Source organism: Nitratidesulfovibrio sp. SRB-5 (assembly GCF_019931275.1).
Classification (GTDB): Bacteria; Desulfobacterota; Desulfovibrionia; order Desulfovibrionales; family Desulfovibrionaceae; genus Cupidesulfovibrio.
On the sequence record NZ_JAIOTY010000001.1, the window covers coordinates 750329 to 763640 of the forward strand.

At 63.6% G+C, this 13312-nt stretch carries 13 protein-coding genes; 12 read left to right on the forward strand and 1 reads right to left on the reverse strand.

Annotated elements, in window-relative coordinates:
• The first annotated feature begins 383 nt into the window (after positions 1 to 383).
• The 9 genes from rodA to K6142_RS02945 all read left to right on the forward strand — a co-directional run bounded on the left by rodA (position 384) and on the right by K6142_RS02945 (position 7917).
• Positions 384 to 1499, forward strand: coding sequence for a rod shape-determining protein RodA (gene rodA, locus K6142_RS02905; RefSeq protein ID WP_190244755.1), 1116 nt, complete (start codon positions 384 to 386; stop codon positions 1497 to 1499).
• Positions 1500 to 1558: 59 nt separating this feature from the next.
• Positions 1559 to 1900, forward strand: coding sequence for a polymer-forming cytoskeletal protein (locus tag K6142_RS02910; RefSeq protein WP_035068447.1), 342 nt, complete (start codon positions 1559 to 1561; stop codon positions 1898 to 1900).
• 186 nt (positions 1901 to 2086) lie between these two features.
• The gene (locus K6142_RS02915; protein ID WP_015946448.1) at positions 2087 to 2503 is read left to right on the forward strand and encodes an ATP synthase F0 subunit B; all 417 of its coding nucleotides are present in this window, start codon (positions 2087 to 2089) and stop codon (positions 2501 to 2503) included.
• A 39-nt stretch (positions 2504 to 2542) separates the two neighbouring features.
• Entirely contained in the window at positions 2543 to 3112 is a 570-nt protein-coding gene (locus K6142_RS02920; protein WP_015946449.1) for an ATP synthase F0 subunit B, read from the forward strand.
• Complete coding sequence (gene atpH, locus K6142_RS02925; protein WP_190244756.1) at positions 3109 to 3660, forward strand: ATP synthase F1 subunit delta; 552 nt, start codon at positions 3109 to 3111, stop codon at positions 3658 to 3660. Before K6142_RS02920 ends, atpH begins: the two co-directional genes overlap by 4 nt.
• A gap of 4 nt (positions 3661 to 3664) precedes the next feature.
• Positions 3665 to 5173 carry a F0F1 ATP synthase subunit alpha gene (gene atpA, locus K6142_RS02930; RefSeq protein WP_190244757.1) on the forward strand — a complete coding sequence of 503 codons (1509 nt, stop codon included), beginning with the start codon at positions 3665 to 3667 and terminating at the stop codon, positions 5171 to 5173.
• Between the two features lie 14 nt (positions 5174 to 5187).
• Positions 5188 to 6069: a F0F1 ATP synthase subunit gamma gene (locus K6142_RS02935; RefSeq protein ID WP_190244758.1), complete on the forward strand. Its 882-nt coding sequence runs from the start codon at positions 5188 to 5190 to the stop codon at positions 6067 to 6069.
• A 17-nt stretch (positions 6070 to 6086) separates the two neighbouring features.
• Complete coding sequence (gene atpD / locus K6142_RS02940; protein WP_015946453.1) at positions 6087 to 7502, forward strand: F0F1 ATP synthase subunit beta; 1416 nt, start codon at positions 6087 to 6089, stop codon at positions 7500 to 7502.
• 10 nt (positions 7503 to 7512) lie between these two features.
• Positions 7513 to 7917: a F0F1 ATP synthase subunit epsilon gene (locus K6142_RS02945; RefSeq protein WP_015946454.1), complete on the forward strand. Its 405-nt coding sequence runs from the start codon at positions 7513 to 7515 to the stop codon at positions 7915 to 7917.
• A gap of 535 nt (positions 7918 to 8452) precedes the next feature.
• On the opposite strand, the gene K6142_RS02950 is transcribed toward K6142_RS02945, so the two are convergent.
• On the reverse strand, positions 8453 to 8689 hold the full coding sequence (locus K6142_RS02950) for a hypothetical protein (protein ID WP_190244759.1): 237 nt from the start codon (positions 8687 to 8689) through the stop codon (positions 8453 to 8455).
• A 557-nt stretch (positions 8690 to 9246) separates the two neighbouring features.
• On the opposite strand from K6142_RS02950, the gene K6142_RS02955 reads away from it, so the two are divergent.
• The 3 genes from K6142_RS02955 (at position 9247) to dnaK (ending at position 13023) form a co-directional block, all read left to right on the forward strand.
• Positions 9247 to 9594: a DVU0772 family protein gene (locus K6142_RS02955; protein ID WP_190244760.1), complete on the forward strand. Its 348-nt coding sequence runs from the start codon at positions 9247 to 9249 to the stop codon at positions 9592 to 9594.
• 442 nt (positions 9595 to 10036) lie between these two features.
• Positions 10037 to 10750: a hypothetical protein gene (locus K6142_RS02960; RefSeq protein WP_190244761.1), complete on the forward strand. Its 714-nt coding sequence runs from the start codon at positions 10037 to 10039 to the stop codon at positions 10748 to 10750.
• 362 nt (positions 10751 to 11112) lie between these two features.
• Entirely contained in the window at positions 11113 to 13023 is a 1911-nt protein-coding gene (dnaK, locus tag K6142_RS02965) for a molecular chaperone DnaK (RefSeq protein WP_190244762.1), read from the forward strand.
• The last annotated feature ends 289 nt before the right edge of the window (positions 13024 to 13312 follow it).

Consider the following 13312-nt stretch of genomic DNA (forward strand, 5'->3'; position numbering starts at 1 on the left):
GCGCCAGTCGCGCCAGTCACGCCCGGCACCCGCCCGGCTGCCCCGGCCACGCCGCCCGCCCGACCCGGTCAGGCAGTAGGCGCGCCCGAACGGCATGAACAGCGTGACCAGCAGGATTCGCAGGACAGGCAGGATCAACTGGACCGGCAGGACGAAGGGCTGCGCACCGTGCCTACGGGCCGTTCGGCGCGTCCCGCCGGGCGTGACCGCGCGACGGGCAGAGGGGCAGAACCCCCCGAAGTCGAGGACGCGCGCGAGGGCCAGCACCGCTACGACCCCGACACCTTCGATCCCGACGCCGACACGCCTGACGGGCGGGGGGGCGACGACGGCGTGGTGCCGCCGCTGCGGCGCTTCCAGAACGTGGCCCCGGAGGACGGACAATGAGCCCCATCGACCGACGCCTGATCACCCACATGAACTGGGGCCTGGTGGGCTTCACCGCGCTGCTGTTCCTTTTCGGGGTGGCCAACCTGTATTCGGCCAGCGGCGTGCGCATGGAAGACGGCATCGTGGTCTCCACGTTCTACCAGAAGCAGCTTCTGTGGGGGCTGATGGGGCTTGGCGGCATGGTCTTCTTCATGCTGTTCGACTACCGGCACATGAAAAGCCTGGCCCTGCCGCTGTTCATCGTCACCATGATCCTGCTGGCCGCCATCCCGGTGTTCGGCAAGGTGGTGTACGGCGCGCGGCGCTGGCTGCCGCTGGGCTTCATGAACCTGCAACCCAGCGAGGTGGCCAAGATCGCCATCCTGATCATGGGGGCGCGCTTTCTGTCGCGCAGCCGCGAACCGCTGGGCTGGAAGGGGCTGTTCGAGGTGCTGGCGCTGGGCGGCCTGCCCGCCGGGTTCATCGTGATGCAGCCGGACCTTGGCACCACGCTGCTGCTGCTGATGCTGCTGGGCGGCATAACCCTGTTCCACGGGGTGAAGCCGGGCGTGCTGAAGACCTGCCTGGTGGTGGTGCCCTCCATGCTGCCGCTGGCATGGTTTCGCCTGCATGACTACCAGAAGCAGCGCATCATGACCTTTCTCGACCCAGGCAACGACCCGCTGGGGGCGGGGTACCACATCATCCAGTCGCAGATCGCCATCGGCTCGGGCCAGCTGTGGGGCAAGGGCTTTCTGGGGGGCACGCAAAGCCAGCTGCGCTTTCTGCCGGAAAAGCACACCGACTTCGCCCTGGCCGTGCTTGGCGAGGAATGGGGCTTCATCGGGTGCGTGTTGCTGGTGGTGCTGTTCTGCCTGTTCCTGCTGAGCATCTTCAATACCGCGCGCGACGCCAAGGACCGCTTCGGCAGCTACCTGACCGTAGGGGTGTTCTTCTATTTCTTCTGGCAGATACTGATCAACATGGGCATGGTCATGGGGCTCATGCCGGTGGTGGGGGTGCCATTGCCCTTCATCAGCTACGGCGGCAGCGCAACCCTGGTCAATTTCAGCCTGATTGGGATCGTGCTCAATGTCTCCATGCGGCGATTCATGTTCAAGACCTCGTGATTGCTGAAACTACCAAGCACGACAGCGTTGCACTTTCGCTCACAAAGGAGGCGACACACATGGCAAGGGACGAGATAAACGCCTTCCTCGGCGCGGGCACCGTATACCAGGGCCAGCTGAGCTTTCAGGGCGCGGTGCGCATAGACGGCAACTTCGTGGGCGAGGTGCATTCCGAGGGCACGCTCATCGTGGGAAAGGACGCCAACGTGGAGGGGCAGGTGCGCGTGGGCCAGCTGATCCTGTCGGGCCGCGTCACCGGAGAGGTGGTTGCCCAGCGCAAGGTGATCCTGCACCGCACCGGCAACCTGAACGGCAATCTTTCCACCCCGGTGCTGGTGATGGAAGAGGGCGCCGTCATCGAGGGGCGCATCACCATGCAGCCCGCGGAAAAGACGGAATAAACCCCCACCGTTCACATGCCTTTTTCGGCCGCCTTCGGGCGGCTTTTTCATTTGTGCCGGAATGACGGCGGGTTGGCTTCCAGAAGACTGTTTGGAAAGGAAAAAAGACTTTGACACCCCCGTGGTAATCAGCTAAATCCTACCCGACTTTGAGCTTAAATTCACAACCTCACCAAGGGAGCAGGCATGATCGATCTGAACATCACCTTCTTCTTCCAGTTGGTGAACTTCCTTGTGACGCTGGTTGTCCTGAATGCCATCCTCATCCGGCCGGTGCGGGATATCATCAGACAGCGGCGTGACAAGATGTCCGGTCTTCTCGGCGAATCGGAGCAGTTCGCCGGCCAGGCCGACACCAAGCTGAAGAATTACGAGGCCACCCTTGTCAAGGCCCGCGCCGAAGCCACGGCCGAGCGCGACAAGGCCCGTGCCGAGGGCGTGGCCCGGGAGCAGGTGATCCTGGCCGACGCCGGCAGGCAGGCCCAGGACTACCTCGAAAAGTCTCGCCAGGAGGTGGCCGCGCAGGTGAAGACCGCCATGGATACCCTGAAGGGGCAGGTCGACGCGCTGGCCGCCAAGGCTACCGCCAAGGTGCTGGGCTAAGACTCCACGTCAGTGCGCAACAGCAAGGAGGGATCGGCGTTGAAAGGGCTGAAACACAGTGCAGCGGCGCTCGGACTGGTGCTTGTCACCGCCGGCGTGGCGCTGGCCTCCGAAGGCGGGGGCGAGCATCATGCCGACTGGGGCAACTTCGCCTTCCGTGTCGCCAACTTCGTCATCTTCATCGGCATCATCTACTGGGCCGCGGGCAAGAAGATTGTGGGCTTCTTCTCCGGGCGCAGGAAGGGCATCGAGCAGGAGCTGAACGACCTTGAAAGCCGCAAGGCCGAGGCCGCCAAGAACCTGGCCGATGTGGAGCGCCGCATAGCCAACCTTGAGCAGGAACGGCAGTCCATTCTCGCCGAATACCGTGCCCAGGGCGAAGCCATGCAGGCCGCCATCATCGAGAAGGCGGAAAAGACCGCCTCCCAGATCACCGAGCAGGCCGCGCGCACGGCCGAGAACGAGATCAAGCAGGCCATGGAGACCATGCGCGCCGAGATGGCCGACAAGATCATTGCCGCCGCCGAAAAGATGCTTCAGGAAAAGCTCACTGGTAAGGAGCACGAGAAGCTCATCGACAAATACTTAACGAAGGTGGTGCTCAATTGACCGGCAACATCGTAGCTCGCAGATACGCCCGTGCGCTTTTTGCGCTGGGCGCGAAATCGGGCGTCGGTGAGCTCGAGAAGCTCGGCAGCGACCTTGCCGCGCTTGCCGGGGCTCTCGACAAGGCACCCGAACTTGGCCGCATCTTCCGCAATCCCATCATCACCGTCGGTGAGAAGCGGAACGTCATCCTCAAACTGGTCGAGAAGTACGGCGTCAGCGCCACCGTCCGCAATTTCTGTCTGCTGCTGGCGGACAAGGGGCGTCTCGACTGCCTTTCCGACATACAGGCCTTCTACGGCGTTCTCCTCGACGCCGAAAAGGGCGTCATCCGCGGCGAGCTGATGACGGCCGTTGAACTTGCGGAAGCAAAGCGCGCACAGGTCAAGGCGGCTCTTGAACAGCAGGCCGGACGCAAGCTGGAACTCACCTTCAGCGTGAACAAGGACATCCTTGGCGGCGTCGTGCTGAAGGTCGGCGACCGGGTGCTGGATGCCAGTCTGCGCGCGCAGTTAGGTATCCTCAAAGACAACATCAAGAGGGGTGAGTAGGGCTATGCAGATCAAAGCCGAAGAAATCAGCAAGATCATCGAAGAGCAGATCCAAAGCTATGAGCAGCGGGTCGAGATGAGCGAAACCGGCACCGTCCTTTCGGTCGGTGACGGCATTGCGCGCGTCTACGGCGTCCGTAACGCCATGGCCATGGAACTGCTCGAGTTCCCCGGCGGTCTCATGGGCATGGTGCTGAACCTTGAAGAGGACAACGTGGGTGTTGCTCTTCTGGGCGAAGACACCGGCATCAAGGAAGGCGACCCGGTCAAGCGTACCGGCAAGATCTTCTCGGTTCCCGTGGGTGACGAGGTCATGGGCCGCGTGCTCAACCCCCTCGGCCAGCCCATCGACGGCCTGGGTCCGCTGGAAGCCAAGGAGTTCCGCCCCGTGGAACTGAAGGCCCCCGGCATCATCGCCCGTAAGTCGGTGCACCAGCCGATGCCCACCGGCATCAAGGCCATCGACGCCATGACGCCCATCGGCCGCGGCCAGCGCGAACTGATCATCGGCGACCGTCAGACCGGCAAGACCGCCGTCTGCATCGACGCCATCCTGGCCCAGCGCGACACCGGCATCCGCTGCTTCTACGTGGCCATCGGCCAGAAGAAGGCAACGGTCGCCCTGGTGGCCGACACCCTGCGCAAGCACGGTGCCATGGAATACACCACCATCATCTCCGCCACCGCGTCGGAACCCGCGCCGCTGCAGTTCATCTCGGCGTACTCCGGCTGCACCATGGCCGAGTTCTACCGCGACAAGGGCGACCACGCCCTGATCATCTACGATGACCTGTCCAAGCAGGCCGTGGCCTACCGCCAGATGTCGCTGCTGCTCCGCCGTCCTCCGGGGCGTGAAGCCTACCCCGGCGACGTGTTCTACCTGCACTCGCGCCTGCTGGAACGCGCGGCCAAGGTCAACGATTCGCTGGGCGCCGGTTCGCTGACCGCCCTGCCGATCATCGAAACCCAGGCCGGCGACGTGTCCGCGTACATCCCGACCAACGTTATCTCCATCACCGACGGTCAGGTGTACCTGGAACCCAACCTGTTCAACGCGGGCATCCGCCCCGCCATCAACGTCGGTCTGTCGGTGTCCCGAGTGGGCGGCGCCGCGCAGATCAAGGCGATGAAGCAGGTTGCCGGCACCATGCGTCTGGACCTTGCCCAGTATCGCGAACTGGCTGCCTTCGCGCAGTTCGGCTCCGACCTCGACAAGTCCACCAAGCAGAAGCTGGACCGTGGCGCGCGCCTGGTGGAGCTGCTGAAGCAGCCCCAGTACCAGCCCATGCCTGTCGAACAGCAGGTCGCCTCCATGTACGCCGCCACCCGCGGCCTGATGGACGATGTGCCCGTGCTGGCCATTCGTAAGTTCGAAGCCGAAATGCTCGACTTCCTCAAGAACTCGAAGGCCGACATCCTGAACGACATCAAGACCAAGAAGGCTCTCGACGCGGACATCGAAGACCGCCTGAAGGCAGCTGTTGCCGAGTTCAAAAAGGGCTTCCAAGCCTAGGCGGGAGGTAGCCGATGCCTTCTTTGAAAGACGTCAAGGTCAAGATCGCCGGCGTCAAGAAGACCAAGCAGATTACCAAGGCCATGAACATGGTGGCCTCGGCGAAGCTGCGCGGTGCCCAGCAGCGCATAGAACGGTTCCGCCCCTACGCGGCCAAGTTCTATGACATGCTGGGAGACCTGGCGAGCAAGGCGGACAGCTCCGTCCACCCGCTTCTGGAAGTGCGCGAGGAAATCAAGACGTGTGGGATCGTCCTCGCCACCTCGGACCGCGGGCTGTGCGGCAGCTTCAACTCCAACCTCATCACCACCGCCCTGAAGCTGGCCGCCAAGAAGGCCGCGGAAGGCAAGAAGGTCAAGTTCTACTGCGTGGGCAAGAAAGGCCGCGATGCGGCCCGCAAGACCGACCACGAGGTCGTCATGGCGCTTGCCGACCAGATGGGCAGCTTCGACTTCCAGCTCGCCAACAGGATCGGGCTCGATGTCATCAATGCCTACCTGGCGCGTGAACTGGACGAAGTGATCATGGTCTACGGCGAGTTCGTGAGCATGGCCAAGCAGCTGCCCATCGCGCTGCCCATCCTGCCCATCGCTCCCAAGGAAGAGGAGGCCGCCCCGGCTGCCCCCGCCTCCAACAAGGAGTACATCTACGAACCCGCCGTGGAGGGCCTGCTGGCCGAACTGCTGCCCCGCTTCATCAAGGTGCAGCTGTATCGCGGCCTGCTTGACACCTCCGCCAGCGAGCATGCGGCGCGCATGGCCGCCATGGATAACGCCACGCGCAGCTGCGACGACATGATCGGTTCCCTGACGCTGCTCTTCAACAAGACGCGGCAGGCTTCGATCACGCGCGACCTCATGGACATCGTCGGTGGCGCCGAGGCGCTGAAAGGCTAATAAGGGAGCGTACACACATGAGTGCTAACATTGGCAAGATCGTTCAGGTCATCGGCGCCGTCGTGGACGTCGAGTTCCCGAGCGGCAACCTGCCGAACATCTTGAGCGCGTTGGACATCAAGAACCCCAACAACAGCGACGCGCCCCAGTTGGTCTGCGAAGTTGCCCAGCACCTCGGCGACAACGTCGTCCGCACCATCGCCATGGACGCGACCGAAGGTCTCGTGCGCGGCATGGAAGCGGTGGACACCGGCAAGCCCATCATGGTGCCTGTCGGCAAGGCGTCGCTTGGCCGTATCATGAACGTGGTGGGCCGTCCCGTTGACGAAATGGGCCCCATCAAGACCGACAAATACCTGCCCATTCACCGTCCGGCGCCGGAGTTCACCGAGCAGAACACCAAGGTGGAACTGCTCGAAACCGGCATCAAGGTCGTTGACCTGCTCATCCCGTTCCCCAAGGGCGGCAAGATGGGCCTGTTCGGCGGCGCGGGCGTGGGCAAGACCGTTATCCTCATGGAAATGATCAACAACATCGCGAAGCAGCACGGCGGTATCTCCGTGTTCGCGGGTGTTGGCGAGCGTACCCGTGAAGGGAACGACTTGTACCACGAAATGAAGGACGCCGGCGTTCTGGAGAAGGCCGCGCTTATCTACGGCCAGATGAACGAACCGCCAGGAGCCCGTGCCCGCGTGGCCCTGACCGCCCTCGCCTGCGCGGAATACTTCCGTGACATCGAGAACCAGGACGTGCTGCTGTTCGTCGACAACATCTTCCGCTTCACCCAGGCGGGTTCGGAAGTGTCGGCACTGCTCGGCCGCATGCCTTCGGCGGTGGGTTACCAGCCCACCCTGGGTACCGACCTTGGTGGCCTGCAGGAACGCATCACCTCCACGGTCAAGGGCTCGATCACCTCGGTCCAGGCCGTGTACGTGCCCGCGGACGACCTTACCGACCCCGCGCCTGCCACCACCTTCTCGCACCTTGACGGTACGCTGGTGCTTTCGCGTCAGATCGCGGAACTCGGCATCTACCCCGCGGTGGACCCGCTCGACTCCACGTCGCGCATCCTCGACCCCAACGTGGTCGGTCCCGAGCACTACTCGGTGGCCCGCGCGGTGCAGCAGGTTCTGCAGAAGTACAAGGATCTGCAGGACATCATCGCCATTCTCGGCATGGACGAACTGTCCGACGAAGACAAGCTGACCGTCGCCCGCGCGCGCCGCATCCAGCGCTTCCTGTCGCAGCCGTTCCACGTGGCCGAAACCTTCACCGGCACGCCTGGCGTGTACGTGAAGCTGGAAGACACCATCAAGGCGTTCCGGGGCATCCTGAACGGTGACTTCGACCACCTTGCGGAAGGCGACTTCTACATGGTGGGCGGCATCGAGACGGCCCTTGAAAAGTACAAGAAGCGCCAGGAGCAGCAATAAGGAGTGACCCATGGAAAAGTCGCTCCATCTCGAAATCGTCACGCCTGACAGGCTCGTGCTCAGCGAGAAGGTCGACTATGTGGGCGCCCCCGGCTACGAGGGCGAATTCGGCATCCTGCCGAACCACATTCCCTTCCTCTCCGCGTTGAACATCGGCAGCCTGTACTACAAGGCTGGCGGCAAGACGCACTGGATCTTCGTGTCCGGCGGTTTTGCCGAGGTTTCGGACAACAAGGTGACCGTGCTGGCCGAATCGGCGGAACGCGCAGAGGACATCGACCTCGAACGCGCCCGCAAGGCCAAGGAACGTGCCGAGCAACGCCTGGCCCAGGCCAAGGAAAAGCTCGACAGCGCACGGGCCCAGGCCGCCCTGCAACGCGCCATGGCGCGCATGAGGGTACGCGGCGCCGCCTAGCGCACCGCAAGCCCGGTCAAAGACGACATGCGACGGCCCGGAGGGAAACCTCCGGGCCGTTTGCGTTGGCGGCGGACAGATGCTTCAGGCGCGTTGCGCCAACACAGCAGTATGCCGACCCGGACAGCGGGCCGGTTGCACCTGCCGGTGCAACCGGAGCGAAGCCGAGGGAGAACGACGGGCCGGGACGACGCAAGGACAAGCAAAGGCCGGGAAAGGCCGGCTGGGGCGGGAACCGACAGGCCGGTGCGGGGGGGGGCGTGCCGGGGGCTGGTGAGGCACGGCCACCTGTTATGCCGCCATGGGCACACCGCCCCACAACTTACCTTCCGATTTTCGCCCCGGCCCTCACCCCCGACCGAACCCCAACACGCGTCTCAAGACGGCAACCAAACGAAAGCCGGGCCGGAAGTTCCGGCCCGGCATGCAGGCTGAATGCGGCGCCCCAGAGGGCGCCGTTGCTGTCGTTGCGCACCGCCGCACTGTGCTGCGCGCCGGTGCATGCCGCCACGCAAGGGCGGCTTCCGTTGTCGGCTTACCCCAGAGTCTTGGCGGCAATGGAGCGGAACAGCTTCAGGCTGTGCGGCTCGTTGCGGAATTCCGCCGAGGGCACCTTGGCCGCGCCTTCGCCATGGCGCTTGTACACGGCGGCAGCCTTACCGGCCGAGATGTTCTTGCCGCCGGGGCAGACGACGTTGCCCGAAGGGCTGAGGGTGCAGCCCATGGCGGTGGCGGTTTGCATGAACTTGTGGGCGAATTCTTCCGGTTTCATGTATCCTCCCAGGTCGCGGTGTTGCGAGAAGGGCCCGCCGCCGGTCCGCGCTCCGGCTGGCAGCAGGGCGGGCGGCAACGGGCGGAACCATGTCCGTATGCGGGGAAAATGCCGGGCAGGCCCAAGGCTTTCCCACCATCTCCATAAAGCCACACCGGGCACCAACCGTCAAGTTGGCGATAACCGGCCACGGACCGGGCGGTGACTTCGGGCCGTGTCCGGCATGCGGGCACTGGTGCACGGCTGCTTGCACCCGGCTTGTTGCAGACCGCGACAGTTTTTTCGGGAAAAAGCGTTGACACGCTAATGGTAATTGTTACTGTGTAGTCGAGTGGTGCTTCCTCAGCCACGCTCTCTCCTTCACATTGGCGACGGTTCACCTGCGGGCCGGGAGTGGCAGCCCGGCCCGCTCAGGTGACCGGATCACCCGCCGGACGAGGAAGCGGACACAAGATTTTCCGGACAGCGGGCGGAACCAGGCCGCCAGCAGGATTCTTACAGCAACGGGCGGCATGCAGGCCGCACGGCACGCGCAAACCTTACGGCAGGAGTGACCCATGCAAGACCTGAAGACGCTCGGCCACATGGATATCGACTGGAACCTCAGCCCCGAGCACGCCGTGACCATGTACCTTGAGTGGGGCAACAACAACTGGCACGCCGAATACCCTCCGGTACGCTCCAAGGACGATTATTCCACCTACTTCGTGGTGGACACCTGGGGGCCGCGCCCGGTGGTGCGGCTGGTGCGCCGCAATTCCGAGGCGGCGGAAGACATCTACAGCGCGCCTCTGCCCGAGCGGCTTGCCAACCTCTTTCTGGCCGAGTTCGGAGACCTGCGCGGCATCTACGAGCCCACACCGGAAATCAAGGAATGGCTGCGGAACGAGATGGGGCTGGCCTAGGAAGCATTCTGCCTGCGCGCGGCGGGCAACCTCCATCCTGACAGGTTTTCGGACACTGTCTGTCCTGTCCGTGCTTTGACCTGACATCCCGCATTTTCTTTCCTCCATCCTCGGCAGCGATGGCAAGGATTCCCCTTCGGCCCCGGCATTGTGTCGGGGCCGTTGGTGTTTGAACGGCTGAGGTTGTGGCAAGCACCACGTTGTGGTTGAGAATTCGTGCTGCGTGTCTGCTGATGCGCGCTATCAGTACAGCGTGTTGCGGCATGCCAGCTGGCCCCCTTCATGGACAGGACGCACACTGGGCTGCATTCCGGCTCCCGCCGCACAGGGTATGGTATTGGCAACGGCTGGGCGTGACCGGCCAATCTGCTGTTCATGCTGCGTGTTGCCATGCTATATGCGGCATGGCCAAACGCGATATTGTTTCTTCTGCGGAGGTTGCGTGCTGCGTTTTCATCCGGAAAGGACGAAAATCGTATTCCTTGACCTGGAATTCTATGTGCCGGAGCAGGACAGGGGGCGCAGTTCGCCCAGCGGCATGCGGTATTCACCGGTATTGCCCGACCACAAGATATTGGGCGGCACCTTCCTTACCTATCTTCCAATGCGCAACCATGTGGAAGGGGTGCACGGCATCTGGGAGTGGCAGCACGGCGCAGAAAAGGAAGCCCTGCGCCAGATGTATCGCCTGTTGTGTCGCGAGTGGCTGAGCATTCTGGGCAAGGAAGATCATGGATCTCTCATGTTGGGGGGGATTGGTATTTCTCATAGTGATATCCCGGCGCTGTTTGCGCGCTGTGCACAATTCGGCATCGACACCCCCCACAGGCTGCACGATGTGCTTTATGGAAGCAGACAGTTGGATCTTTCCGCCATCTCGTACTGCCAATTCTCCGGCGGTTGGCCCTACTTCGCCTACCCGAAGACCAAGCGGGAACTGTACGCGAAGTATCTGAAGCAGAAGTCCCCCGAATCGGGAAAGCAGGTCTGGCAATGGTACGAGTGCGGGCAGCACGCTCGCATCGAAAAGAGGTGCCGCGCTGAAATCATGTCCACGCTGGCCATTTACAAGGCCATGTTCGATCTCAGGCGCAAGACGGAAAGCGACCTCAAGCGGTTGAAACGTTACGAGAAGGAAGAGCCAAAAAGCCAGTAGCCCATGTGGCGTGGCTGCGTCCCCTGCTTCGGCTGGCGCTTCTTGCCGTGAAGCGCTTTCTGTGACGCCAGCCGTAGTGGCTGCGGCATTGCCTGCCCTCCCGCCCCCCGTCCCCTTCCCGGGCAATTTGCGCGTACCCGTGCCTTTCGCCTGCGCGGTTCTTGCGCTTTTTCCGCCCCGCGACCCCGCATTTTTCCCCCCCGGTGCACATCCTTGCACGAAAAAATGGCCTTCCCCTCTTTACGACCGGCAACCCCGCCTTACTATTCACTCCAGCCAACGCCGGAACGGCTCGCACCGGAACGGCGGCCAGCGCAAGATCACTTCGCGACATGCTCGCGTACCCTTTGAGGAGGAAGACAATGGGCAAGATCATCGGCATCGACCTCGGGACCACCAACTCCTGCGTCTACGTGATGGAGGGCAAGGATCCCAAGTGCATCACCAACCCCGAAGGCGGGCGCACCACGCCCTCCATCGTGGCCTTCACCGACAAGGAACGCCTTGTCGGCGACATCGCCAAGCGCCAGGCCGTCACCAACCCCGAGCGCACGGTGTTCGCCGTCAAGCGCCTGATGGGCCGCAAGGGCGACGCCCCCGAAGTGAACAACTGGAAGACCCACAGCCCCTACCGCATCGTGGCGGGCGCCAACGGCGATGCCGCCGTTGAAGTGCAGGGTCGCCAGTATTCCGCCGCCGAAGTTTCGGCCATGATCCTCGGCAAGCTGAAGGCCGACGCGGAAGCGTACCTTGGCGAAACCGTGACCGACGCGGTCATCACCGTGCCTGCCTACTTCAACGATGCCCAGCGCCAGGCCACCAAGGACGCGGGCCGCATCGCGGGCCTCGACGTCAAGCGCATCATCAACGAACCCACCGCCGCCTCGCTGGCCTACGGCTTCGACAGGAAGACCAACGAGAAGATCGCGGTGTTCGACCTTGGCGGCGGCACGTTCGACATTTCCATCCTTGAAGTGGGCGACAACGTCGTGGAAGTGCGCGCCACCAACGGCGACACCTTCCTGGGCGGCGAAGACTTCGACCAGCGGGTCATCAACTACCTTGTGGAAGAGTTCCGCCGCGAGAACGGCGTCGACCTCTCCAAGGACCGCATGGCGTTGCAGCGCCTGAAGGAAGCGGCGGAAAAGGCCAAGAAGGACCTTTCCACCTCCATGGAAACGGAAATCAACCTGCCCTTCATCACCGCCGACCAGAACGGTCCCAAGCACCTGATGATGAAGCTTTCGCGCGCCAAGCTCGAAAAGCTGGTGGAAGACCTGGTGGACCGCACCATCGAGCCGTGCCGCAAGGCCCTGGCCGACGCCGGCCTTTCCGCCGCGCAGATCGACGAGGTGGTGCTGGTGGGCGGCATGACCCGCATGCCCCTGGTGCAGAAGAAGGTGGGCGAGTTCTTCGGCAAGGAGCCCAACCGCTCGGTGAACCCCGACGAAGTGGTGGCCATGGGCGCCGCCATTCAGGGCGGCATCCTGGCGGGCGACGTGAAGGACGTGCTGCTGCTGGACGTGACCCCGCTTTCGCTGGGCATCGAAACCCTGGGCGGCGTGTTCACCCGGCTCATCGACCGCAACACCACCATCCCCACCCGCAAGAGCCAGACCTTTACCACGGCGGCGGACAACCAGCCCTCGGTGTCCATCCACGTGTTGCAGGGCGAGCGCCCCATGGCCGGTGACAACATGACCCTGGGCCGCTTCGAGCTGTCCGGCATTCCCCCGGCCATGCGCGGCACCCCGCAGGTGGAGGTCACCTTCGACATCGACGCCAACGGCATCGTCAACGTGTCGGCCAAGGACCTCGGCACCGGCAAGGAACAGTCCATCCGCATCACCGCCTCTTCCGGCCTGTCGGAAAGCGAGATCCAGCGCCTGATCAAGGAAGCGGAGTCGCATGCCGACGAGGACAAGAAGAAGCAGGAACTGATCGAGGCCCGCAACCAGGCCGACGGCCTGATCTACGGCACCGAAAAGTCCATCGCCGACCTTGGCGACAAGCTGGACGCCGCCACCAAGTCCGACATCGAGGGCAAGATCGAAGCCCTGAAAAAGGTCATGGACGGCAGCGACCTGGAAGCCATCAAGACCGCGTCCGAAGAACTGTCGCGCGCTTCGCACAAGCTGGCCGAACAGCTGTACCAGCAGAGCCAGCAGGGCCAGCCCGGCGCCGGTCCCGAAGCGGGTGATGCCGGTCATGCCGGTTCCGCCAAGGGCGACGACGACGTGGTGGACGCCGACTACACCGAAGTGAAGAAGTAACCAGCCGCCCTTGCCCGCGTCCGTGCGTGGGCAGGGCTGGAATGCTCAGGGGCGCGTCCGCGCCCGGCCATGTCCTGCGGGATGTCGGTCGGACGCAGGGCGCGCCCCGCTTGCATTCCGGGGCCACAATGTATAGCCTGACGCGATTCGCCGCGGGGCCTGCCGGTGCAGTGCCCCCGTTTCGCGGCCCGGGTTTCGCCCCTGCGCCGGTCCCGTCCTCGGCGCGTTTTTCGCGTGGCAAGCCGCACGCCAGGCCGCAGGCCACGCCGCGCGGCGCCCGTGCAGGTAC

Excerpts from the sequence above, each read along its gene's own strand:
- dnaK (WP_190244762.1), top strand. The coding sequence starts at position 11,113 with ATGGGCAAGATCATCGGCATCGACCTCGGGACCACCAACTCCTGCGTC.
- K6142_RS02945 (WP_015946454.1), top strand. The coding sequence starts at position 7,513 with ATGGAAAAGTCGCTCCATCTCGAAATCGTCACGCCTGACAGGCTCGTG.
- K6142_RS02955 (WP_190244760.1), top strand. The coding sequence starts at position 9,247 with ATGCAAGACCTGAAGACGCTCGGCCACATGGATATCGACTGGAACCTC.
- K6142_RS02935 (WP_190244758.1), top strand. The coding sequence starts at position 5,188 with ATGCCTTCTTTGAAAGACGTCAAGGTCAAGATCGCCGGCGTCAAGAAG.
- K6142_RS02950 (WP_190244759.1), bottom strand. The coding sequence starts at position 8,689 with ATGAAACCGGAAGAATTCGCCCACAAGTTCATGCAAACCGCCACCGCC.
- rodA (WP_190244755.1), top strand. The coding sequence starts at position 384 with ATGAGCCCCATCGACCGACGCCTGATCACCCACATGAACTGGGGCCTG.
- K6142_RS02915 (WP_015946448.1), top strand. The coding sequence starts at position 2,087 with ATGATCGATCTGAACATCACCTTCTTCTTCCAGTTGGTGAACTTCCTT.
- atpD (WP_015946453.1), top strand. The coding sequence starts at position 6,087 with ATGAGTGCTAACATTGGCAAGATCGTTCAGGTCATCGGCGCCGTCGTG.
- atpA (WP_190244757.1), top strand. The coding sequence starts at position 3,665 with ATGCAGATCAAAGCCGAAGAAATCAGCAAGATCATCGAAGAGCAGATC.
- K6142_RS02910 (WP_035068447.1), top strand. The coding sequence starts at position 1,559 with ATGGCAAGGGACGAGATAAACGCCTTCCTCGGCGCGGGCACCGTATAC.